General features: G+C 71.2%; 19 protein-coding genes and 1 pseudogene. 14 read left to right on the top strand and 6 right to left on the bottom strand.

Annotated elements, in window-relative coordinates:
* Positions 1 to 35 precede the first annotated feature (35 nt).
* The gene (gene purD, locus IT780_RS21395) at positions 36 to 1,277 is read left to right on the top strand and encodes a phosphoribosylamine--glycine ligase (RefSeq protein ID WP_199513374.1); all 1,242 of its coding nucleotides are present in this window, start codon (positions 36 to 38) and stop codon (positions 1,275 to 1,277) included.
* Between the two features lie 262 nt (positions 1,278 to 1,539).
* On the opposite strand, the gene IT780_RS21400 is transcribed toward purD, so the two are convergent.
* Positions 1,540 to 1,992: an SCP2 sterol-binding domain-containing protein gene (locus IT780_RS21400; protein ID WP_199513375.1), complete on the bottom strand. Its 453-nt coding sequence runs from the start codon at positions 1,990 to 1,992 to the stop codon at positions 1,540 to 1,542.
* Between the two features lie 331 nt (positions 1,993 to 2,323).
* Here IT780_RS21400 and purB point away from each other — a divergent pair, with 331 nt between their 5' ends.
* The gene (purB, locus tag IT780_RS21405; protein ID WP_199513376.1) at positions 2,324 to 3,745 is read left to right on the top strand and encodes an adenylosuccinate lyase; all 1,422 of its coding nucleotides are present in this window, start codon (positions 2,324 to 2,326) and stop codon (positions 3,743 to 3,745) included.
* A 125-nt stretch (positions 3,746 to 3,870) separates the two neighbouring features.
* On the opposite strand, the gene IT780_RS21410 is transcribed toward purB, so the two are convergent.
* Positions 3,871 to 4,554, bottom strand: coding sequence for a S1 family peptidase (locus tag IT780_RS21410; protein WP_199513377.1), 684 nt, complete (start codon positions 4,552 to 4,554; stop codon positions 3,871 to 3,873).
* A 319-nt stretch (positions 4,555 to 4,873) separates the two neighbouring features.
* Between IT780_RS21410 and purS the strand changes: the two genes are divergently transcribed.
* The 3 genes and pseudogenes from purS to purL form a co-directional block, all read left to right on the top strand.
* A complete protein-coding gene (gene purS / locus IT780_RS21415; protein ID WP_199513378.1) occupies positions 4,874 to 5,134 on the top strand; it encodes a phosphoribosylformylglycinamidine synthase subunit PurS in 261 nt (86 codons plus the stop codon).
* Positions 5,131 to 5,844, top strand: a complete 714-nt coding sequence (gene purQ / locus IT780_RS21420; protein WP_199513379.1) for a phosphoribosylformylglycinamidine synthase subunit PurQ — start codon at positions 5,131 to 5,133, stop codon at positions 5,842 to 5,844. The genes purS and purQ overlap by 4 nt, the downstream gene beginning before the upstream one ends.
* Positions 5,841 to 8,399: pseudogene (purL, locus tag IT780_RS21425) on the top strand (phosphoribosylformylglycinamidine synthase subunit PurL); the annotation flags it as partial. The gene purQ and the pseudogene purL, both read left to right, overlap by 4 nt.
* Positions 8,400 to 9,326: 927 nt before the next feature.
* Here purL and IT780_RS21430 read toward each other — a convergent pair.
* Complete coding sequence (locus IT780_RS21430) at positions 9,327 to 11,396, bottom strand: carboxypeptidase-like regulatory domain-containing protein (protein WP_199513381.1); 2,070 nt, start codon at positions 11,394 to 11,396, stop codon at positions 9,327 to 9,329.
* A gap of 184 nt (positions 11,397 to 11,580) precedes the next feature.
* On the opposite strand from IT780_RS21430, the gene IT780_RS21435 reads away from it, so the two are divergent.
* The 5 genes from IT780_RS21435 to amcA all read left to right on the top strand — a co-directional run bounded on the left by IT780_RS21435 (position 11,581) and on the right by amcA (position 16,461).
* Complete coding sequence (locus IT780_RS21435) at positions 11,581 to 11,943, top strand: sterol carrier family protein (protein WP_307831298.1); 363 nt, start codon at positions 11,581 to 11,583, stop codon at positions 11,941 to 11,943.
* Between the two features lie 78 nt (positions 11,944 to 12,021).
* On the top strand, positions 12,022 to 13,632 hold the full coding sequence (purF, locus tag IT780_RS21440; RefSeq protein ID WP_199513382.1) for an amidophosphoribosyltransferase: 1,611 nt from the start codon (positions 12,022 to 12,024) through the stop codon (positions 13,630 to 13,632).
* An 81-nt stretch (positions 13,633 to 13,713) separates the two neighbouring features.
* Positions 13,714 to 14,865, top strand: coding sequence for a phosphoribosylformylglycinamidine cyclo-ligase (purM, locus tag IT780_RS21445; protein WP_199513383.1), 1,152 nt, complete (start codon positions 13,714 to 13,716; stop codon positions 14,863 to 14,865).
* Between the two features lie 302 nt (positions 14,866 to 15,167).
* Entirely contained in the window at positions 15,168 to 16,271 is a 1,104-nt protein-coding gene (gene amcB / locus IT780_RS21450; RefSeq protein WP_199513447.1) for a cyclophane-forming radical SAM peptide maturase AmcB, read from the top strand.
* Complete coding sequence (amcA, locus tag IT780_RS21455) at positions 16,240 to 16,461, top strand: multiple cyclophane-containing RiPP AmcA (RefSeq protein WP_199513384.1); 222 nt, start codon at positions 16,240 to 16,242, stop codon at positions 16,459 to 16,461. Before amcB ends, amcA begins: the two co-directional genes overlap by 32 nt.
* Before the next feature lie 581 nt (positions 16,462 to 17,042).
* Here the strand turns inward: amcA and IT780_RS21460 are convergent.
* Positions 17,043 to 17,258 (bottom strand): DUF3073 domain-containing protein, encoded by a 216-nt coding sequence (locus IT780_RS21460; protein WP_199513385.1) that lies wholly within the window; start codon positions 17,256 to 17,258, stop codon positions 17,043 to 17,045.
* Positions 17,259 to 17,437: 179 nt separating this feature from the next.
* Positions 17,438 to 18,520 carry a Glu/Leu/Phe/Val family dehydrogenase gene (locus tag IT780_RS21465; protein ID WP_199513386.1) on the bottom strand — a complete coding sequence of 361 codons (1,083 nt, stop codon included), beginning with the start codon at positions 18,518 to 18,520 and terminating at the stop codon, positions 17,438 to 17,440.
* A 162-nt stretch (positions 18,521 to 18,682) separates the two neighbouring features.
* On the opposite strand from IT780_RS21465, the gene IT780_RS21470 reads away from it, so the two are divergent.
* Positions 18,683 to 19,522 (top strand): DUF8083 family protein, encoded by an 840-nt coding sequence (locus tag IT780_RS21470; RefSeq protein WP_199513387.1) that lies wholly within the window; start codon positions 18,683 to 18,685, stop codon positions 19,520 to 19,522.
* Between the two features lie 303 nt (positions 19,523 to 19,825).
* Entirely contained in the window at positions 19,826 to 20,035 is a 210-nt protein-coding gene (locus IT780_RS21475; RefSeq protein WP_014687221.1) for a BldC family transcriptional regulator, read from the top strand.
* A 69-nt stretch (positions 20,036 to 20,104) separates the two neighbouring features.
* On the opposite strand, the gene IT780_RS21480 is transcribed toward IT780_RS21475, so the two are convergent.
* Positions 20,105 to 20,476 carry a PPOX class F420-dependent oxidoreductase gene (locus tag IT780_RS21480; protein ID WP_199513388.1) on the bottom strand — a complete coding sequence of 124 codons (372 nt, stop codon included), beginning with the start codon at positions 20,474 to 20,476 and terminating at the stop codon, positions 20,105 to 20,107.
* A gap of 54 nt (positions 20,477 to 20,530) precedes the next feature.
* Here IT780_RS21480 and IT780_RS21485 point away from each other — a divergent pair, with 54 nt between their 5' ends.
* Complete coding sequence (locus tag IT780_RS21485; RefSeq protein ID WP_199513448.1) at positions 20,531 to 21,274, top strand: class I SAM-dependent methyltransferase; 744 nt, start codon at positions 20,531 to 20,533, stop codon at positions 21,272 to 21,274.
* Positions 21,271 to 21,831, top strand: coding sequence for an RNA 2'-phosphotransferase (locus tag IT780_RS21490; protein WP_199513389.1), 561 nt, complete (start codon positions 21,271 to 21,273; stop codon positions 21,829 to 21,831). Before IT780_RS21485 ends, IT780_RS21490 begins: the two co-directional genes overlap by 4 nt.
* The last annotated feature ends 5 nt before the right edge of the window (positions 21,832 to 21,836 follow it).

A 21,836-nucleotide genomic window follows, 5' to 3' on the forward strand; every position in this document is an offset into this window, starting at 1 on the left:
CAGCTCGATCCACGGCGGCCCGTAGGATCTGCGGCGTGCGCGTACTTCTGATCGGATCCGGTGGGCGTGAGCACGCCCTCGCTGTCGGCCTGGCCGCCGACCCCGCGGTGGAGGAGCTCATCGCGGCTCCCGGCAACCCCGGCATCGCCTCGGTGGCGACGCTGCGTGATGTGAAGGCCACGGACCCCGAGGCGGTCGCCGCGTTGGCCGTCGAGGTCGGCGCCGACCTGGTCGTGGTCGGCCCGGAGGCGCCGCTGGTCGCGGGCGTCGCCGATGCCGTGCGCGCCAAGGGCATCGCCTGCTTCGGCCCCAGCGCCGCCGCCGCGCAGCTGGAGGGCTCGAAGGCGTTCGCCAAGGACGTGATGGCGGCGGCGGGCGTGCCGACCGGCCGCGCCTACACCTGCACGACCCCCGACGAGGTGGGCGCCGCGCTCAAGGAGTTCGGCCCGCCGTATGTGGTGAAGAACGACGGCCTCGCAGCGGGCAAGGGCGTCGTGGTGACCGACTCGCTCCCGGTCGCGACGCAGCACGCCGGGGAATGCGGCCGCGTGGTGATCGAGGAGTTCCTCGACGGACCCGAAGTGTCGCTCTTCGTGGTCACCGACGGCACGGCCGCGGTTCCGCTGATGCCGGCGCAGGACTTCAAGCGTGTCGCCGACGGGGACGAGGGGCCGAACACGGGCGGCATGGGGGCGTATGCGCCGCTGCCCTGGGCGCCCGCCGACCTGGTCGAGCGGGTGATGACCGAGACGGTCGGGCCGACGCTGGCGGAGATGCGCAAGCGCGGCACCCCGTTCGCCGGCCTGCTGTACGTGGGGCTCGCGCTCACCAGTGGCGGCCCGAAGGTCATCGAGTTCAACGCCCGCTTCGGCGACCCGGAGACCCAGGTCGTGCTGGCGCTGCTGGCCTCGCCGCTGGGCGAACTGCTCAACGCCGCAGCCACCGGCACGCTGGCCGACTTCCCACCCCTGCGCTGGCACGAGGGCGCGGCGGTCACGGTCGTCGTGGCCGGCCACAACTACCCGGGTACGCCCCGGACCGGCGACGTCATCGAGGGCGGCGAGCGCCCCGGCGTCATCCACGCGGGCACGGCCCGGCGCGCGGACGGCGCCCTGGTGTCCTCGGGCGGCCGGGTGCTGAGCGTGACCGCGACGGGCTCCGACCTGGCGGCTGCCCGCGCGGCGGCGTACGACCTGGTGGCGGGCGTGAAGCTGGAAGGCTCGCACCACCGCACGGACATCGCGCTCGCCGCCGTCGAGGGCCGCATCAAGCTCTGAGCGCGCCGAGCGCACGCTCTGGCGCGCCGAGCGCGGCCTCGATTGCTCTGGCGCGCCGAGCGCGGCCTCGATTGCTCTGGCGCGCCGAGCGCGGCCTCGATTGCTCTGGCGCGCCGAGCGCGGGCTCGATTGCCCGGGCCCGCCGCGGAAGCGGGCTCCACTCCCGGCACGCCGAACGCCGGCTCGGATGGCCTCGCGCTTCTGCGCGGAGCGACCGGGCCGGCGTCCGGGGGTTACTCGTGCCGGAGGGCCTTGCGGTGGGTCAGCTCTTCGGGATGTCGAAGAGCTTGGCCACCTGGGCCGCCAGGCCGAGGTCGCCCTTCGCCTTGATCTTGCCGGTCATGAACATCATCATCGGGTTGCCGTCGCCGGAGACCACCTTGAGGAAGGTGAGCGGGTCCATCGTCATGGCGAGCTTGGGCTCGCGGACCGGCTGGTTGGTCACGGTGCAGGCACCGTTCTCGATCACCGTCTCGTACGTGTCCGTGGTGCCGCCCGGGCCGCCCGTGATGTTCCAGTGGATGACCGCCTGGGTGGCGCCGGCCCGGTCCGCGCGGAAGAGCGTGGGCATCCGGCCGAAGACCTCGTCCAGGATCTTGCTGCGGCTGTCGGAGCCCATGGCCTCGGTGATCTTCGAGTCCGGGGTGGACTTCACCAGCTGGGCGAACTCCTTCGGACCGATCGAGGCGAGCGACTCGGGGCTGAATTCAGTCATCGTGGACCTTTCGGGATGAGCGCCAGACCTACTCACGAGTAACCCTAGCGATTACCGCGTCGCCGTGCAGTCTCTCAACCTCCGAGGGAGGGCTTCGAAGTGAGCCCCGTCTCACCCCGGATGACCACGGCGGTGCCCCGGGGAGGGCAGCGATGCCCTGATGGTGACGGCGGTGCCCGGCTGGGCGCTTGAGAACCCCGCAGCGATGGCCGGATGGCCGTGGAGCCCCGATCGAGCGTCCCGGAGCCTGCAGCGATCGCTGATCGGTGGCGGCTTTCACCCGGGCGAGCGCCTCGGAGCCCGCAGCGACGTCCATGGAAGAATCGGCCTCGTGAGCATCCCGAACGTCCTCGCCAGCCGCTATGCCTCCGCCGACCTTGTCGCCCTGTGGTCGCCGGAGGAGAAGATCCGGATGGAGCGGCGGCTGTGGCTCGCCGTGCTGCGTGCCCAGCGGGATCTGGGGATCGCGGTTCCGGACGGGGTCGTGGAGGCGTACGAGCGGGTCGTCGACGACGTCGATCTGGCGAGCATCGCCGAGCGCGAGCGGGTCACCCGGCACGACGTGAAGGCGCGGATCGAGGAGTTCAGCGCGCTCGCCGGGCACGAGCACATCCACAAGGGCATGACCTCGCGGGACCTCACCGAGAACGTCGAGCAGTTGCAGATCCGCGCGTCGCTCGAGCTGATCCGCGGCCGGGTCGTCGCCACGCTCGCGCGGCTGACCGAGCGGGCGGTCGAGCACAGCGATCTCGTCATGACCGGCCGGTCGCACAACGTCGCCGCGCAGGCCACCACGCTCGGCAAGCGGTTCGCGAGCGCCGCCGAGGAGCTGCTGATCGCGTACGAGCGCCTCGACGACCTGATCGCCCGTTATCCGTTGCGGGGCGTGAAGGGTCCGGTCGGTACGGCCGCCGACCAGCTGGACCTGCTCGACGGTGACGCCGGCAAGCTCGCCGAGCTGGAGCGCAAGGTCGCCCAGCACCTCGGCTTCGAGCGCGTGCTCACCAGCGTGGGTCAGGTGTACCCGCGCTCGCTGGACTTCGACGTGGTGTCGGCGCTGGCGCAGGTCGTCGCGGGCCCGTCGTCGCTGGCCACCACGATCCGGCTGATGGTCGGCCAGGAGCTGGTGACCGAGGGCTTCAAGCCGGGCCAGGTGGGCTCGTCGGCGATGCCGCACAAGATGAACACCCGCTCGTCGGAACGGGTCAACGGGCTCGCGGTGATCGTCCGCGGCTACCTGTCGATGGTCGGTGAGCTGGCCGGCGACCAGTGGAACGAGGGCGACGTCTCCTGCTCGGTCGTCCGCCGGGTGGCCCTGCCGGACGCGTTCTTCGCCGCCGACGGGCTGTTCCAGACGTTCCTGACCGTGCTCGACGAGTTCGGGGCATACCCGGCTGTCATCGCGCGGGAGCTGGACCGGTTCCTGCCGTTCCTCGCCACCACGAAGATCCTCGTCGCGGCCGTGCGCAAGGGCGTGGGGCGCGAGGTGGCGCACGAGGTCATCAAGGAGCACGCGGTCGGGGTGGCGCTCGCCATGCGTGAGAAGGGCATCGCCGAGAACGATCTGTTCGACCGGCTCGCCGCGGACGGGCGGCTGCAGCTGTCCCGCGCCGAGATCGACGCGCTGGTCGCCGATCGGGCGGCGTTCGTCGGGGCTGCTCCCGCGCAGGTCGAGGCCGTGGCCGCGCGGGTGGCGGAGATCGTCGCCGCGCACCCGGAGGCGGCGGGTTACGCGCCCGCGCCGATCCTGTAGTTGATCTTCGCCACGCACGCAGAATGAAGGGGCCAGGGCCAGCGAATGCTGGGCCCCGGCCCCGGCCTCGACGGGAGTTGCGGTCAGCACCACCCACCGGGCTACGACATCAAGCTCTTGATCTTCTAGACGCCCGCCACCTGGGAGATCCAGCTGCGGTTGTACGCGACGCTGCCGTAGTTCTGGATGCTCTGGCCGTCGGCGGTCGAGGCGACGCCGACCTGCGCGCCGTTGTAGACCTCGGGGCCGCCGGAGTCGCCGCGCCAGGCCGCCCCGCTGATCGCCGTGCTGCGGATGGCCTGACCGCCGTAGGCGTCGGTGACGTTGGTGCTGGACACGCGGACGGTGGCGGTCTTGAGAGTCGCGGAGGCGCCGCAGCCGCTGTAGCAGGTCTGGCCCCAGCCGTAGATCGAGTTCGTCGAGCCGACCGGCGGGTTCGAGCTCGCCAGCGGCATGTAGGACGTGGAGACCGAGCTGCTGAGGCGCATCAGCGCGAGGTCGTTGCGGGTCGTCGTGGACGAGACGGTCCGCGTCACGCCACCGGACGAGCGGCTCACGCTGCCCACGCGCACCGACATCGTGCCGCTGATGCAGTGCCGTGCGGTGAGCACGTAGTTGGCCGAGATGATCGTGCCGGAGCAGGTGAAGCTGCCGTTGCTGAAGACGGCCGCGACCCAGGGGGCCGAGGAGACGGTGCTGCCGCCGATGATCTGCTGGGGTCCGTCGTCGGCGGCTTGGGCGGCGGCGGGTACGGCCAGCACGCCGGTCAGGGCGGTGGCCAGAGAGGCGACAGCGATGCGGATGCGCACGCCGGGCTCCTTCCGATGTCATCGATGCGGGGGAATACATCGAAGTGGTGACCGAACGTTAAAGTTCTCGCTGCCGCGGGACAAGACTTCAATTGGCACCTATCACCGTGAGATGGGGCGTCGTCGCCTCCCGTGATCACCCGGTCGCGTACCGTCCGGGGCGCGTGTTCGAGATCACCGTCGAGATGCCCTGCTCAGCGCGCTGGCCGTCGGCCTGCCGACACCGGCCGATGGGTCGATCGGCGGCCGTACAAGGTAGGCTTCGCGTGCTCGCCCCTTAGAGGGCCACCCAACTGCGCGCCTACAGTCAGGAGTGCCCGTGGCTCGCGTCGTCGTCGACGTCATGCTCAAGCCGGAGATCCTCGATCCGCAGGGCCAGGCAGTCGCGAACGCACTGCCGCGGCTCGGCGTGAGCGAGGTCTCCTCCGTTCGCATCGGACGCCGCATCGAGATCGAGTTCGCCGGTGAAGCCGACCTCGAAACCGCCCGCGAGATCGCTGACAAGCTGCTCGCCAACCCCGTGATCGAGGACTTCACGCTCCGGGTCGACGAGCCCGCCGCCGCGCAGACGAGCGCGTGACCATGCGGATCGGAATCGTCACCTTCCCCGGATCCCTGGACGACGGCGACGCGGCCCGTGCTGTCCGCATCGCCGGCGGCGAGGCCGTCCGCCTCTGGCATGGCGACGAGGACATCCACGGCGTCGACGCCGTCGTCCTCCCGGGCGGTTTCTCGTACGGCGACGCGCTTCGGTGCGGCGCCATCGCCCGGTTCGCGCCGGTCATGGAGACCGTCGCCGACGCCGCCCGGGGTGGTATGCCGGTCCTCGGCATCTGCAACGGCTTCCAGATCCTCTGCGAGGCGCACCTGCTGCCCGGGGCGCTGACCCGCAACCAGCATCTGCACTTCCGTAACCGCGACCAGTACCTGCGCGTCGGCGCCACGGCCACGGCCTGGACCAACGCCTTCAGCGAGGGTCAGGAGATCCTGATCCCGGTGAAGAACGGCGAGGGCTGCTTCGTCGCCGACGAGAAGACGCTCGACGAGCTGGAGGGCGAGGGCCGGGTCGTCGCCCGCTACACCCGCGGCAACCCCAACGGCTCCCAGCGCGACATCGCCGCGATCACCAACGCGGCCGGCAATGTGGTCGGCATCATGCCGCATCCGGAACACGCGGTGGAGGCGCTGACCGGCCCGTCGCTCGACGGCCTCGGCTTCTTCACCTCCGCCCTGCGGCATCTGGCCGGGACGGCCGCGGGCGGGCAGCTCACAGGGGGAGCCCACCGATGACCACCCAGCCCGACACCGCGACCAGCGGCGCGCCGGCGCCGAGCGGGGTGCCGAACCAGCAGGCCACGCGCAGCGGATTCGCCGCGACCGACGTGCTGGTCAACGAGTTCGGTGGGGTCGACACCGTCCAGCAGGCGTTCGACACGCCGGACGAGCTGCAGCCGCACACCGAGCTCGGGCTCAAGGACGACGAGTACGAGCGGATCCGCCAGATCCTCGGACGCCGCCCCACCGCCTCCGAGCTCGCGATGTATTCGATCATGTGGAGCGAGCACTGCTCGTACAAGTCGAGCAAGGTGCACCTGCGCCAGTTCGGCGAGAAGGCCCCGAAGAACACCCGCATGCTCGCCGGCATCGGTGAGAACGCCGGCGTGGTGCAGATCTCGGACGAGCTCGCGGTCACCTTCAAGGTCGAGTCGCACAACCACCCCAGCTACGTCGAGCCGTACCAGGGCGCGGCGACCGGCGTCGGCGGCATCGTGCGCGACATCCTCGCCATGGGCGCCCGGCCGGTCGCGGTCATGGACCCGCTGCGCTTCGGCGCCGCGGACCACCCCGACACCGCCCGCGTGCTGCCCGGCGTCGTCGCCGGCATCGGCGGGTACGGCAACTGCCTCGGCCTGCCCAACATCGGCGGCGAGATCGTCTTCGACCCGTGCTACCAGGGCAACCCGCTGGTCAACGCGCTCTCCATCGGCGTGCTGCCGGTCGAGCGGCTGCAGACCGCCAAGGCGGCCGGCGTCGGCAACGTCGTCGTGCTGCTCGGCGCGCGTACGGGCCGCGACGGCATCGGCGGCGTCTCCGTGCTCGCCTCCGCCACCTTCGACGAGGGCGCCGAGCAGCGCCGCCCGTCGGTGCAGGTCGGCGACCCGTTCATGGAGAAGCTGCTCATCGAGAGCTGCCTCGAGCTGTACGACGCCGGCCTGGTCGTCGGCATCCAGGACCTCGGCGGCGCGGGCCTGACCTGCGCACTCACCGAGACCGCCGCCGCGGCCGGCACCGGCATGCGGGTCTGGCTGGAGCGGGTGCCGCTGCGCGAGGCCTCGATGTCGCCGACCGAGATCCTGGCCAGCGAGTCGCAGGAGCGCATGCTGCTGATCGTGGCGCCGGAGAAGCTCGACCAGGTGCTCGCGGTCGCCGAGAAGTGGGGCGTGTGGGCCACCGCCATCGGCGAGGTCACCCCCAGCGAGAACCCGGGCGTGCCCGGCCGCCTGATCATCACCTGGAACGACCACGTGGTCGTCGACGTGCCGCCCGGCTCGCTCGCCGACGACGGCCCGGTCTACGCCCGGCCGATCCGCGAACCCGGCGACCTGATCCTGCTGCAGGCCGACCGCGCCGAGACGCTGCCGCGCCCGGTCACCGCGGACGAACTCCGCGAGACCGTGCTGCGGATGATCGCCTCGCCGAACCTCTGCGACAAGACGTGGGTCACCGAGCAGTACGACCGGTACGTGCTCGGCAACACCGTCCTGGCCCAGCCGGAGGACGCCGGCGTGCTGCGCATCGACGAGCGGACCGGCCTCGGGGTCGCGCTGTCCGTCGACGGCAACGGCCGGTACGCGCGGCTCGACCCGTACGAGGGCGCCAAGCTCGGCCTCGCGGAGGCGTACCGCAACGTCGCGGTGACCGGCGCCGAACCGGTGGCCGTCACCGACTGCCTCAACTTCGGTTCGCCCGAGGACCCGTCCGTGATGTGGCAGTTCGCCGAGGCCGTACGCGGTCTCGCCGACGGCTGCCAGCAGCTCGGCATCCCGGTCACCGGCGGCAACGTGAGCTTCTACAACCAGACGGGTGCCGCGGCGATCCACCCCACCCCGGTGATCGGCGTGCTCGGCGTGCTGCAGGATGTCGCCCGCCGCGTACCGATGGGCTTCCCGCCGCCCCCGAGCTCGGACGGCGACCTGCTGTTCCTGCTGGGCGACACCCGCTGCGAGCTCTCCGGCTCCGAATGGGCGTGGGTCACCCACGGCCACCTCGGCGGCCGCCCGCCGGCCGTGGACCTGGCCCACGAGCAGCGGCTCGGCCGGCTCATCGCCCAGGCGTCGGAGCGCGAGCACGTCGTGGCCGCCCACGACCTGTCGGACGGCGGTCTCTCCCAGGTCCTGGTCGAGTCCTGCCTCCGCCGCAACGTGGGCGCCCGCGTCACGCTCCCCGAGCAGGACGAGGCGACCACCCCGTTCGTCTGGCTCTTCAGCGAATCGGCGGGCCGCGTCCTGGTCGCGGTGCCCCGAGGCCACGACAAGGCCTTCGCCGCCCTGGCCGCGGAGCACGGCGTGTCCTGCACTCAGATCGGCGTGACCTCGCAGGACCCGATCCTCGACATCCAGGGCCAGTTCGCCATCCCGCTCGACGAGCTGCGCGAGGCTTTCACCTCGACGATGCGCAACCTCTTCGGCGGCTCGGCGGAGATCGGCCCCCGCCCGGCCGCGGTGTCGCCGGTCGCGGAGCCGGCGGTGTCGACGTCGGTTGAGGCTTCGCGGGCTCCTGAGGTTGCGACCTCTCCGGGTTCGGCTCCTTCTTCGGCCTCAGCTGCTTCTTCGGCTTCGGCCGCTGCTCCTTCTTCGGCTTCGGCCGCCGGCCCGGCTTCGGCCGCCGGCCCGGCTTCGTCGTCGGCTTCGGGTGACGACGGTGCTGAGGGTACGGGGCGGTCGGTCACGCTGGAGATCAGCGACCCGGCTTCGTCGCGGGACGATGCGGCCTCCGCTTCCGACGCGGTTGAAGGGCCGGCGGCCGAAGGGCCGGCGGCTGAGGTTGCCGAGCTGCCGGCGGAGCCGTCGGAAGCCGGTGCCACGGCGCAGGACGCTTCGGCAGGCGAGCCCGAGGCTGCGACAAAGGACGAGCCGGCGGCGTCGCTGCCGGGCGGCCCCGTCGACGCCAAGCCGGCGGAAGCCCCGTCCCCCACGACGAAGGAAACCGACGCGGCGCCGGCCTCCTCCGACACCGAGCTGACCGGGAACGGCAGCGCCGACAAGCCGGAGCCCAAGGCCTGACCCGATCCACGCAGCAAGCGGTGAACGCCGCGGTGAGCAACAGCTCGCCGCGGCGTTCTGCATTCGGACCCCGGCCCGTTTCCCGCGGAGTGCGGCGCCCGGGGACTGCGCCGGCCCGCGTGTCTGCAGGTTCCGCGCCAGCCCGCGCGTTTGCGCATTCCCCGCGTCTGCCCGCGCGTTTGCGCATTCCCCGCGTCTGCCCGCGCGTTTGCGCATTCCCCGCGTCTGCCCGCGCGTTTGCAGATTCCCCCGTCAGCTAGCGCGTTGCGCAGACCGTGTCGGCTCGCGGGCTAGGTGTTGCGCGCCGGGCCGTCCGTGGGGCATTCCGTGTCCGCCCGCGCGTTGCATTCCGCGGGGCCCGGAATCCGGCCCGGCGGCAGTGACCGATAAGGCGCAGCAGCCCCGCATCCGGCCCGAGGCAGCCACGAAAAAACCGGCCCTCGCCATGATCGGCGAGGGCCGGTGCAGATCTACCGGACGACCCGGCTGTCAGTCGTCCATCCAGTCGATGGGCCGCCGCGGGCCGGGCTGCTGCGGACCGTCCGGCTGCTGCCGAGGCGCCCCACGACGCCCCTGCTCGCCCCCGTACGTGCCGCCCGCGCCAGCCGCGCCACCGGCAGCCCCGCCGCCGTAGGTGCCGCCGTACGTCCCGCCGCCGGGCTGAGCCCCGCCGCCGCCGTACGCCGCACCGCCGCCGCCGTACGTGCCGCCGCCACGCTGGTCGTAGTCCTCGTCGTAGCCGGCATCCTGGTCGTTCCCGTACGCGCCACCGCCGTACGCGCCGCCGGGGGCACCGCCGCCGTACGCGCCACCGCCCGCAGCGCCGCCGGCCCCGTAGGTGCCGGTGCCGGCGCCGTACGCACCGCCGCCGGCCGGGGGGCCGTACGCGTTGCCGCTGTCCATGCCGCCGGCGTCGTCCCAGGAGCCGTAGCCGCCCTGGTCGTCGCCGCCCTGCCCGTAGCCGCCGCCCTGGTAGCCGCCCGCCTGGTACGCGCCACCCCGGCCGGGGCCGGCGTAGTCGTCGGGACCGGGCCGGCCGCCGCCCGCGTAGTCGCCGCCGCCCTGGCCGTAGCCGTTGTCGTATCCGGGCTCGCCGTAGCCGGCCGGCTCCTCGAAGCCGTTGGGGTCGGGGCGGTACATGCCGGTGGGCTCGTCGTAGCGCTGCGGGCCGCCGTTCGGGGTGTAGCCGCCCTGGCCGCCGTACCCGTTCGGGTCGTCGTATCCGCCGCCGTAGCCGTCGTCGTCGCCGTAGCCGCCGCTCTGGGCCGGCACCGGCGCGCCGCCGTACTGCGTCGCCGCTCCGTAGGTGCCGGCCGCGCCGGCCGCTCCCGCCGCGGCCGTGGCGCCGTAGCCGCCCGGCGCGTTGTACGCACCGTTCTGAGGCAGTGGCGCTCCGTACGGGTCCGGGAACTCGTCGACCGGGTCGGCCGCCGGCACGTGGTGGATCATCGTCGGGGCGTCCGCGATGGACGGTGCGCCGGAGCGGGGCGCGATCATCGTCGCGTCGCTCGCCCGGCCGCCCATGGGTGCGCCCACGCGGGTCTCGTCCGCCGCGCCGAAGCCCCTGCTGGGCGGCACGACGCCACCCGGGCCGACGCCGTCCGGGTCGTCCGGGTCGCCGTTCTTGCGGCGCATGAGGACCAGCACGATCGCGCCGATGCCCGCGGCGACCAGCAGGCCGCCGAGGATGATGAACAGCAGGGAGCCGTTGCCGTCGTCCTCGCCGGAGGTCTTCTTCTGGTCGAGGGCCGCGGCCGCGGTGTCCTCCTCCGTGGCGGCTTCCGTCGCCTCGTCGGTGACGTCCTCGGTCGGGGTCGCGCTGGGTGTGGCGGAGACCGACGGGGTCGCCGAGGTCGGTGCGGCCAGCAGCTTGATGGTCAGCGGGACGTTGATCGACTTGTCCGCGCTGCCCTGAACGGTGGCCGTGGTGGTGTTGTAACCCTGCTTGGTGGCGCCGACGACGATGCGGCCCACCGCGATGGGGTCGCTCTCCGAGCCGGAGATCGAGTAGCGGCCGTCGTTGCCCGAGGTGGTGTTGTGTGCCCGGCCGGCGCTGTCCTGCAGGCCGACCGCCGCGCCGGCGACCGGGTTGCCGTCCTGGTCGCGGACCCGGCCGCTGACCTCGCGCACGGTCTTGGGCTTGTCGGCGCCGCGAACCGTGATGGCCCGGCCGGCGCTGCCGGTGCCTCCGCCGGGGGCCTCACCGATCGTCGCGCTGATCTGGACGTTGACGGTGCGCGTCTGTCCAGCTTCGACATTGCCCGCGGTCAGCGTGGCGGTGTACTTCTTGCTCTGGCCGGGCGGGATCGTGTCGTCGAAGTTGCACCGGTCGCAGCTCATGCCCGGTGCGTTGATCACGACGGTGACCGTCTCCGCCGCCTCCGGCGTCGGCGGGACCCGGTTGGTGATGGTGTACGACAAGGTGGTCTTGCCACCGGACGGGATGTCGCCCGACGACAGACTGTTGATGGTGACCGTCGGGGGTGCCGCGGATGCAACCGTGGGCGCCGCGGCGATGATGCCGCAGACCAGCGCCAGGAACGCACCGGCCTGAACCATCCGGCCTCGTAGGTGCGTTGTCACGTCCACCGCCTTCCGGTCGCACGGTCCCAAGTTGCCTTCGAGTCGGCCCCCTGAATCCCGCGACGAGTACACACCGTCGGCCACTATGCCCTGTCGGACGACGTCCGCGCGACCCAGGGCCGCCGCCTTGTGCTCTTTCGCCGGGTCGTATTGTCCCGACGTGTCTCCTGCGCACAATAAATCCGAGTCGGTGAGGGACGCGCTGGACGCGCTGGACGGCGGTGCCGAACCGGAGCGTTCCGTGCTCCGTGACGCTGTGCGAGCACTGCTGGCCGAGCTCGCGCGGACCGCGCCCGGCCGATCGGTGGAGGTCCGTATTCCACCTTTCGGTGCGATTCAGTGTGTCGCCGGTCCGCGGCACACCCGCGGCACACCGCCCAATGTGGTCGAGACCGATCCGATGACCTGGCTGCTCGTCGCCACGGGCCGCCTGAGCTGGGCGGAAGCGGTGGAATCGGGACGCGTACGGGCCAGTGGAATACGCACTGATCTCACTCCGTACCTCCCTGTGCACCCGAGCTGAACGCCCGTTATCTCGCGTACACTGGGCCGTCGGAACAGCCCACCTACTCCGAGCAGACCAGCATGAGGGAGCAAGCGCGTGCCCCGAGGCGACGGCCGGTTGACCGACGATCTCGACCCCCAGGACCGCGGACCCCAGGATGCCTGCGGCGTCTTCGGCGTCTGGGCTCCGGAGGAAGAGGTTGCGAAACTCACCTACTTCGGCCTCTACGCACTGCAGCACCGCGGGCAGGAAGCCGCCGGCATCGCTGTCAGTGACGGCTCGGGTGTGGTGGTCTACAAGGATCTCGGCCTGGTGTCCCAGGTCTTCGACGAGCCGACGCTGGCCAGCCTGCGGGGTCACCTCGCCATCGGTCACACGCGTTACTCCACCACCGGCGGTTCCAACTGGGAGAACGCCCAGCCGACGATCCGGGCCACCACGGCCGGCACGACGATCGCGCTGGCGCACAACGGCAACCTGGTCAACACGGCCGAGCTGGCCAAGGAGATCGCCGACCGCGGCCTCGAGGCGGACTCCGCCACCAACGACACCTCGCTGGTGACGACGCTGCTCGCCGGCCGCCCGGACCTGTCGGTCGAGGCCGCGGCCATGGAGGTGCTTCCGCGCCTGCGGGGCGCGTTCAGCTTCGTCTTCATGGACGAGAGCACGCTGTACGCCGCCCGCGACGCCCAGGGGGTACGCCCGCTGGTGCTCGGCCGGATGGAGCGCGGCTGGGCCGTGGCGAGCGAGACAGCGGCCCTCGACATCGTCGGCGCCAGCTTCGTCCGGGAGGTGGAGCCCGGCGAGATCCTCGCGATCGACGAGCACGGCCTGCGCTCGAGCCGGTTCGCCAACCCCGAGCCCAAGGGCTGCCTCTTCGAGTACGTGTACCTTGCCCGCCCGGACACCACGATCGCCGGCCGCAACATCTACTCCGCCCGCGTCGAGGTCGGCCGCAAGCTGGCCAAGGAGCACCCCGTCGAGGCGGATCTAGTCATCGGCGTCCCGGAGTCGGGCATTCCGGCTGCGATCGGGTACGCGGAGGAGTCCGGCATCCCGTACAGCGCGGGCTTCATGAAGAACGCGTACGTGGGCCGCACCTTCATCCAGCCCTCGCAGACGATCCGTCAGCTCGGCATCCGGCTGAAGCTCAACCCGTTGCGCGAGGTCGTCCGGGGCAAGCGGATCGTGGTGATCGACGACTCGATCGTGCGCGGCAACACCCAGCGCGCCCAGATCCGCATGCTCCGCGAGGCGGGCGCGCTCGAGGTGCACGTACGCATCTCGTCGCCCCCGGTGAAGTGGCCCTGCTTCTACGGCATCGACTTCGCGACCCGCGCCGAGTTGATCGCCAACGGCCTGGAGATCGACGGCATCCGGCGCTCGATCGGCGCCGACAGCCTCGGCTACGTTTCGCTGGACGGCCTGGTCCAGGCGACCGAGCAGCCGAAGACACGACTCTGCATGGCCTGCTTCGATGGGCAGTATCCGATCGAGCTCCCGGCCGGTCACCTGATCGGCAAGCACCTCCTCGAGAGCGTCGGCAAGCGCGCTGCGATGCCGGACGCCTCGGCGGAGGCCGCGACCGCCGCGGTGGCGGGGCTCGAGCACGAGTACGAGGATGAGCAGTACGCCGAGGGCGAGCGCGAACGGTCGCAACCGCTGGTCGGCAGCCCGGGTGGGGTCGACGCCCTGCACCGCCCTTAGGGTCGCACCGGAACCACCGCACCACGCCAGACGTCGTAACAGCGGCCCAGCCGAGCAGCACCACCATCAAAGGGGAGAACCGTGACCCACGTGTCCGAGCGCAGCAGTGCCGGATCGAACGGCGCCGAGGGTGCCGACCGCCAGCCGTGGTCGGCCGGGGCCGGCCGCAGCGGCCGTAAGCGCACGGTGACGTACGCGGACGCCGGCGTCTCGATCCACGCCGGCGAGCGCGCGGTCGAGCTGCTCAAGTCCAAGGTCAAGAAGACCACGCGGCCGGAGGTCATGGGCGACCTGGGCGGCTTCGCGGGCCTGTTCAAGCTGAACACGCAGAAGTACAAGAGCCCGATCCTCGCCTCGTCGACCGACGGCGTGGGCACCAAGCTCGTCATCGCGCAGCAGCTCGACATCCACGACACGATCGGCATCGACCTGGTCGCGATGGTCGTCGACGACCTGGTCGCCTGCGGCGCCGAGCCGCTGTTCCTGCTCGACTACATCGCCTGCGGCGAGGTCGTGCCGGACAAGGTCGCCGAGATCGGCGCCGGCATCGCGGACGGCTGCCGGTACGCCGGCTGCGCGCTGCTGGGCGGCGAGACGGCCGAGCACCCGGGCGTGCTGCGCCCCGACGAGTACGACGTCTCCGCGACCGGCGTCGGCGTGGTCGAGGAGAGTGAGATCCTCGGCGCCCACAAGGTCGAGATCGGCGACGCGGTCATCGCGATGCGCTCCTCGGGCCTGCACTCCAACGGCTACTCGCTGGTGCGCCACGTGCTGCTGGGCGCGGGCCGGATGCGCCTCGACACGGTCGTGGACGACTTCGGCAAGCAGCGCACCCTGGGCGAGGAGCTGCTCACCCCCACCAAGATCTACGCCAAGGACTGCCTGGGCCTCATCGAGGAGACCGACGTACGCGCGTTCTCGCACGTCACGGGCGGTGGCATCCCCGGCAACCTGGTCCGCATCCTCCCCGAGCACGTCGACGCGGTGGTCGACCGCTCGTCCTGGCGTCCGCAGCCGATCTTCGACCTGATCCAGGCGAAGGGCCGCATCGAGGACACCGAGATGGAGGCCACGTTCAACATGGGCGTCGGCATGTTCACGATCGTCTCCTCGGACGACGCGGACCGCGCGATGGCGTACCTGACCGGCCGCGGCGTCGAGGCGTGGCAGGTGGGCGAGGTCATCGAGGGCACCGGCCAGGTGCAGATGGTCGGCCAGTACACCCGCGGCTGACCCCGGCGGCCCGCCCGCGCCGGCACGGGTGGGCGGGGGACCACGGCGGCGACGGTCGGCCTTCGTGGGCGCGGCCGGCTCGCGGCCGGGCGTTTCGCCCGCTGACGGTTGCGGGGTCCGCTTCCGAGGATTTCTCGTGCTTCGTGTGAAATGATCCGCGTGTGTCGATGGATCGGCACGCGCGGATCTTTTCGTCATGAAGGCGGCTGCGGGGCAGACTCGGGTGGACGCGGGCACATAGCCTGGCCTGAGCCGGCGACGGCGTGGACGGGGAGGTGACTGTGGGGCTCGGCTGGAGCGGTATGCGCGGCATCGCCACGGTTCCCACGTACGTCGTCATGCAGCCCACCACTCTCTGCAACCTCGACTGTTCCTACTGCTACCTTCCGTTGCGGCGGGTGGACCGGAAGATGTCCGTCGACGTGGCCCGCGCCGTTGCTGCGTCTGTCGGCCCCTGGGCCCGTACCGGAAGATTCTCGGTGGTCTGGCACGGCGGCGAGCCGCTCGCCGCCGGACGGGACCACTTCGCGGACCTGATCGCGCCCTTCGCCGAAGGCGTCGAGCACCACGTGCAGACCAACGCGACGCTGATCGACGACGCGTGGTGCGAGTTCTTCGCCGAGCACCGGATCCGGGTCAGCGTGAGTGTCGACGGCCCCGAGCCCCGCAACGGCGAGCGGGTGACCAGGGGAAGCAAGCCGGCGTACGACCGGATCATGCGCGGCGTCGAAGCGCTCAAGCGGCACGACATCCCGTTCTCCGCGCTGTGCGTGGTGGCGCGGCCCGAGCCGGGGCTGGCCACCGAGCTGTACGGCTACTTCCTCGAGCTGGGCTGCGACGTCCTCGGCATCAACGTCGAGGAGATGGAAGGCGTGAACACCCGGGCCAACCGGCATCCGGAGCGTGACGTGACCGCGTTCTGGGCCGAACTGGTCAGCGCGTGGCGCCGGGACCCCCGCATCCACCTGCGCGAGATCGAATGGTCGCTGCGCTATGCGGCGGCGGTGCTCGAGGGTACGGCGGACGACGTCCTGCCCCGGCGCCTCGACCCCATCCCCACGGTGGCGTACGACGGCAGCGTGGTTCTGCTGTCGCCCGAGCTCGCCGGCTTCTCCGACCCCCGGTACGGCGACTTCAGCAGCGGCAACGTGCTCACCACCCCGCTGGCGGAGATCCTCGCGGGCGCCGCCGGCACCCCCTGGATCGGCGAGTTCCTGACCGGTGTCGAAGCGTGTCGCGCGCAGTGCCCGTATTTCGGCTTCTGCGGCGGGGCGCACGCGGCCAATCGCTACTTCGAGCACGGCCGGTTCGATGTGACGACGACGGACCACTGCCGCAACAGCAAGATTCGCCTACTGGACGGAGTGCTGGACCATGCCCGAGATCACGAGCCCACGGCCGTCTGACCGCGTGGAGACCGATCCCGTGACCGCGCGGGTGCGCGACACCCGTACGGGCCTGGCCGCCCTGATCGAGGAGGCGGAAGAGGCGCGGGAGCGGCGTGCGGAGGCGGCCGGGGACGGGTCCGCGGTGTGCGCCTGGAACCACTTCGAGAACATCCCGACCTTCTACAACTGGAACAACCGGCCCCGCTGACCCCCGGATCAAACCGAGACAGAGCCCCACCGCAGGCCGGGTCGTGCCTGGCAGCTGGTGGGAGCGGGATGGGGCCATGCCAGTCATACGCCTGACCGCCGGTTGCGGGGGATGAGGCCGGGCGGTTGCGTTGCTTCGCCGGCGTCTGCGCACGAGCGACGCCCGGGCGTCGCTCGGTCTGGCCGGCGCCCCGGGGTCAGGCCGTGCCGGACCAGCACGGCCTCGTGAGCACGAACCACTGACACCGCGGAGCGAGCCGAATGGCGATCCCGCGCGGCATCGATCGCCGGGCCGAACGCCCGGTTCCGAGCACGACGAAGCCACGGCGTAGCTAGCCCGTGTCCGAAGATGATCAGCGCGCGACACGCACGCACCGCACCCCCCGGAGAACCGCACACCGAACCGCCCGGACGTCATGACGACGCCGGGGCTGTCACCCTCGCTTCGACGGCGATGGAGGGAGCGGGACTACGAACAGGACACGACGCCCGCGCGGTCATCCCGCGAGGGCATCATGAACTGCCGGAACGACCGCGACACACGGAAGCACGCGGGAAGCCGCGTGCTCTGTGCAATACGGGTCAGCGCCTTGAAGGCGACCAGGCGTCGTGCTCGTCGTCCAGATCATCGTCGTCTTCGTCGTCGACGAACTCGTTGTCGTCGGCGTCGAAGTGACGGTCGGACTTACCAGCACCCGCCAGTTCGCGCTGCAAGGCGGTGAGGTCGGTGTTCGGGGAGTGGTACTTCAACTCCCGGGCCACCTTTGTCTGCTTGGCCTTAGCACGGCCGCGCCCCATGGCTCGACCCCCTCGCACAGAATTCGGGGCAGCCCGAAGGCGGGCCCCGATGACGTCAGGCATCTCTCGTGGGTCTTACGGTACATGGACGATGCCGCCTTCGGCACCTCGGGTTACGTGTACCACCGTCGCGCGTCGTGGCTTGTCGTGGACTCGACGCGCGACGGCGTACAAAAGCCTCAACCCAGGTAGATGCTGCGGAGCCGTCCGACTTCGGCCATGCGCCGCTCGGCGAGGCGGTCCGCGGCCACCGCCGGCGGTACGCCCTCGTCGTCGGCGAGGCGCAGGATCTGGCCCGTGGTGTCGTAGATCTTCGTGGCGCGGAGCTTGGCGCGCTCGAAGTTGAAGCCCTCGATCTCGTCGGCCACCTGGATCACGCCGCCCGCGTTGACCACGTAGTCCGGCGTGTAGAGGATGCCCCGCTCCTCGAGCAGCTTCTCGATCCCGGGGTGGGCCAGCTGGTTGTTGGCGGCACCGGTCACGATCTTGGCGCGCAGCACCGGCACAGTGTCGTCGTCGAGCGCCCCGCCCAGCGCGCAGGGTGCGTACACGTCGATGTCGCTGGTGATCAGCGCCGGGGTGTCGGACACAAGATCGACCTGGGGGTACGTCGTGCGCGCCCACTCGAGCGCCGCCGGGCTGACGTCCGTGGCGACGACCGAGGCACCGTCCTCGATCAGGTGACCCACCAGGTACTTGCCGACCTTGCCGAGGCCGGCGACGCCCACCCGGCGACCGGCCAGCGCCGGGCTGCCCCAGGTGTGCTCGGCCGCGGCGCGCATGCCCTGGAAGACGCCCCAGGCGGTCAGCACGGAGGAATCCCCGGCGCCGCCGTGCTCGAGGCTGCGCCCGGTCACGTAGCGGGTCTCCCGGGAGATGACGTCCATGTCGGGGACGTACGTGCCGACGTCGCAGGCGGTGTAGTAGCGGCCGTGCAGCGACTCGACGAAGCGGCCGTACGCCCGCAGCAACGCCTCGGACTTGCCGGTGGCCGGGTCGCCCCAGATCACCGCCTTGCCCCCGCCGAGGTCCAGCCCCGCCAGGGCGTTCTTGTACGCCATGCCACGCGAGAGGTTCAGCACGTCGGTGAGCGCCGCCTCCTCGCTCTCGTACGGATAGAACCGGGTCCCGCCCAGCGCCGGCCCGAGAGCCGTCGAGTAGATACTGATGATCGCCTTCAGGCCGGTGTGCCGGTCCTGGCAGAAGACGACCTGCTCGTGCCCGGCGGCGTCGATGCCGTCGCTGCTGACGAACACGCCCATGGCTGCTCTCTCCCGAGTGTGTGTGGGTACGCCCTCGTGGGGCGCCCGAGGTGTCCCGGCGGGGTTGTGCCGGACATCAGCGAGCCTAGTCGTGATCCATGCCGCCGGAATGGCAGGCGACCGGGAAGTCAACCGGCGGCCATTTCGTGAAAGGATCGCGCCGTGCCGTCACTGTTCGCGTCGTACCTGCGGGTTTACGAACCGCTGACCGCCTTCGACCGCGACCGCCAGATTTTCTGGCGCCGCTATGCCCGGGAGGGCCGGGCGCTCGGACCGGTCGAGGGTCCGGTCCGGCAGCGCACCGCGGTCCTGGAGGCGCTCGGCGCGGGGTGGACCCGCCTGCCCGACCTGCCCGACGAGGCGTACGTCATGGAGTGGGGCGACACGCTGCTGGTCTGCCCGTGGAACCTTCGGCTGCGCGTCGCCGAGGCCGCGCTGAACGCCCGCGACGGCGTGCCCAGCGTGCTGGCCGACGCGTTCGTGCCGCCGGTGCTGGCCGGCCAGGCGAAGGCCGTGGTCGACGACTGGCGCAGCGGGGCCAAGGTGCTCGAGCGCGGCGTGCCGCGGGTGCACGAGCAGATCGCCACCTGGGGTGTGCCGCTGCGCTGGTTCGTCTTCGTCGATCTGGACGAGCGGGAGATCAGCCTGTCCGGCGACCGCAAGGTGCTGCGCTACCGCACGGAGATCTCCAAGGCCCGCCGGCGGGCGCACCGCGGCGTCTCGGTGCTGCGCAAGTCGCTCGGCGACGCCCCGATCACCGAGGCGGTGGAGGAGGGCACGCGGTGGCTGGAGGAGTTCCACCCGCGGTCGATCGTCGAGCTGGACTACGGCGGGCTCACCGGCATCCTCAAGGACGACGATCTACAGGAGGACGACTCCCCGGGGCTGGTGGCCGCCGGCCTGTCCGCGCTGTCGCGAGGGGACGCCGACGCCGCCACGGAGGCGTACGAGAAGCTCGTCGCGCGGTGGCGCGCGGTGCAGTTGCTGGAGCGCTGCAACTGATCGACGATTATCATGCTGTTGAGCTGCGGAAACAGGACGAAGGGGCATGGAACGGTGCCCCGGAGGGCCCTTCCGAGGTGAATACTCTTCGTAACGAGGGGTCCGCGAAGCGTGATTTTCGGTCCAAACAAGACACTTTCTGGCGTAGAAAACTCGTATAAATCGGGCATGCTTCAACCGTCTATCTAGGGACGTTCGGCCGTTCGGCCCATGTCGGACATCGGGGACTAGCCGGACCATGAGAGACGCACCGGCCGGCGGGACCCCGGCCGATGTCTTTAGGTACCTGTGGAGGAGTGACCGATGGCATCGCGTACGCACGATCCTGAGCCGCTACTAACGCCGGCCGAGGTGGCGTCGATGTTCCGTGTCGACCCGAAAACCGTCACCCGGTGGGCCAAGGCGGGCAAGCTCAGCGCAATTCGCACGCTGGGTGGGCACCGTCGCTACCGGGAGTCGGAGGTTCGCGCCCTGCTGCAGGGACAGATTCCCACGCAGCGTCAGGGCGACTGAACGGACCGCAGTCGACCGAGAGATCGATAGAGGGGCGAACGCCGGGGAAGGCGATCGCCCCTTCTTCGTCTATACAATCAGGATCGCCGTCGTACCGAGCGGACCCCGGCGCAGCCGGCTCCCCAGCAGGACAAGGCGTCCGGGCAGGCCGTACTTGCGCTTGAGGGCCTCGCGCACGCGGGCAAGATCGGCCGCGTCGCCGATGCGCGCCGCCGCTTCGACCTCGTCGCCCTTCGGATTGCCCCGGACGTCGCAGGGCGCCACGGTCACCCGCGGACTGTTGCGGATCCGCTTGAGCTTGCCCGCGTCGTTGGTGGTCCAGACCGCCAGGCCGTCCCCGTCCGGCACGGCCCACACCGGGGTCGGCACGGCCTTGCCGGTCTTGCGGAAGGTCGTCAGCAGGACGTACTTCTCCGAACCGAGTTGCCGTAGCGCCGTCATGGACCAAGAGTAGTAGCGGTGGAAGAGCCGGTCGTCGGAGACGTGTTCGGGGAGATGATCCGGGACGCGTACGCGGTGCGTACCGGGATCGGCCCACGGCCCCTGGCCGGCGGGCGGCTGCCCCGGCCGGTCATCGAGATCATCGAGCGGGACGACGGTCTGATCAACGGCGCGCCCGCCGACCATTACCTGGACGAGCCCGAGCAGTGGCAGCACCACGACCATCGCGCGCTGCGGCTGTGCCGGGGCGCTGTGCTCGACATCGGTTGCGGTGCCGGGCGTACGGCGATCGAGCTGCAGCGGCGCGGCATGGCGGTGACCGGGCTGGACACCTCGCCCGGTGCCGTCGAAGTGGCGCGGGCCCGGGGATTGCGGGACACCGTGATCACCGACGTCGACACGTACGCCGCCCGCGCGGCCTCCCGCTACGACACGTTCCTCATGCTGGGCAACAACCTCGGCCTGCTCGAAGGGCCCGGACGCGCCCCGGCCTTCCTCGCCGCGCTGGCGGAGCTGGCCCGGCCCGGCGCCCGGATCATCGCGCACGGCACGGATCCGTACGGGACGAAAGATCCTGTCCATACGGCCTATCACCGGAGGAACCGCGAGCGTGGCCGGCTGGGCGGTCAGCTCCGGCTGAGGCTGCGGTATCGGCGCCTCACGACCGAGTGGTTCGACTACCTGGTCTGCTCCGTGGCGGAACTCGAAGGGCTGCTCGAGGGCACCCGGTGGCGCCTCACATCGATCGACGACGAGGACCGTCCTTACTACCTTGCGGTCATGGAGCTTCAACCATGACGAGCCTGACGAAGGATCAGGTACGCATCAGCCGGCGCATCTCCCTGGTGCTGCGGCACCGTCCCGAGGTCGCCGGGCTGATCCTGGACGCGAACGGCTGGGTGCCGGTCGCCGACCTGCTGGCGGGGCTCGGCCTCGCCCGCGCCGCCCTGGACGCGGTCGTCGCCGGTAACGACAAGTCGCGTTTCGCGATCGCCACCGGCGCGGACGGCGTCGAGCGGATCCGCGCGAGCCAGGGGCATTCCCGCCGGGTCGACGTCGACCTCGGACTGCCGCCCGCCACGCCACCCGCTGTTCTGTACCACGGCACGCCGCGGGCCAACCTCCCCTCGATCCTGCGCGAGGGGCTGCGCCCGCGGAGCCGCCACCACGTCCATCTGTCTCCCGACCTGGCGACCGCGCTGGTCGTCGGCCGCCGTCGCTCGCCCGACGTGGCGGTCCTCGAGGTAGACGCGGCCGCCATGGCGCGGGCGGGACACGTCTTTCATCGCAGCGCCAACGGCGTGTGGCTGACCGCCGCCATTCCCTCCGCTCAGCTGCGCGAACGTTCCGAGTAAACGGA

The organism is Nucisporomicrobium flavum (assembly GCF_016464385.1).
Taxonomy (GTDB): domain Bacteria; phylum Actinomycetota; class Actinomycetes; order Mycobacteriales; family Micromonosporaceae; genus Actinoplanes; species Actinoplanes flavus_A.

What these genes read in the sequence shown, in the direction of transcription:
- IT780_RS21490 (WP_199513389.1), top strand. Translation starts at nt 21,271, where the DNA reads ATGACGAGCCTGACGAAGGATCAGGTACGCATCAGCCGGCGCATCTCC.
- IT780_RS21465 (WP_199513386.1), bottom strand. Translation starts at nt 18,520, where the DNA reads ATGGGCGTGTTCGTCAGCAGCGACGGCATCGACGCCGCCGGGCACGAG.
- IT780_RS21430 (WP_199513381.1), bottom strand. Translation starts at nt 11,396, where the DNA reads ATGGTTCAGGCCGGTGCGTTCCTGGCGCTGGTCTGCGGCATCATCGCC.
- IT780_RS21480 (WP_199513388.1), bottom strand. Translation starts at nt 20,476, where the DNA reads ATGACGGCGCTACGGCAACTCGGTTCGGAGAAGTACGTCCTGCTGACG.
- IT780_RS21485 (WP_199513448.1), top strand. Translation starts at nt 20,531, where the DNA reads ATGATCCGGGACGCGTACGCGGTGCGTACCGGGATCGGCCCACGGCCC.
- IT780_RS21475 (WP_014687221.1), top strand. Translation starts at nt 19,826, where the DNA reads ATGGCATCGCGTACGCACGATCCTGAGCCGCTACTAACGCCGGCCGAG.
- amcA (WP_199513384.1), top strand. Translation starts at nt 16,240, where the DNA reads ATGCCCGAGATCACGAGCCCACGGCCGTCTGACCGCGTGGAGACCGAT.
- IT780_RS21400 (WP_199513375.1), bottom strand. Translation starts at nt 1,992, where the DNA reads ATGACTGAATTCAGCCCCGAGTCGCTCGCCTCGATCGGTCCGAAGGAG.
- amcB (WP_199513447.1), top strand. Translation starts at nt 15,168, where the DNA reads ATGCGCGGCATCGCCACGGTTCCCACGTACGTCGTCATGCAGCCCACC.
- IT780_RS21460 (WP_199513385.1), bottom strand. Translation starts at nt 17,258, where the DNA reads ATGGGGCGCGGCCGTGCTAAGGCCAAGCAGACAAAGGTGGCCCGGGAG.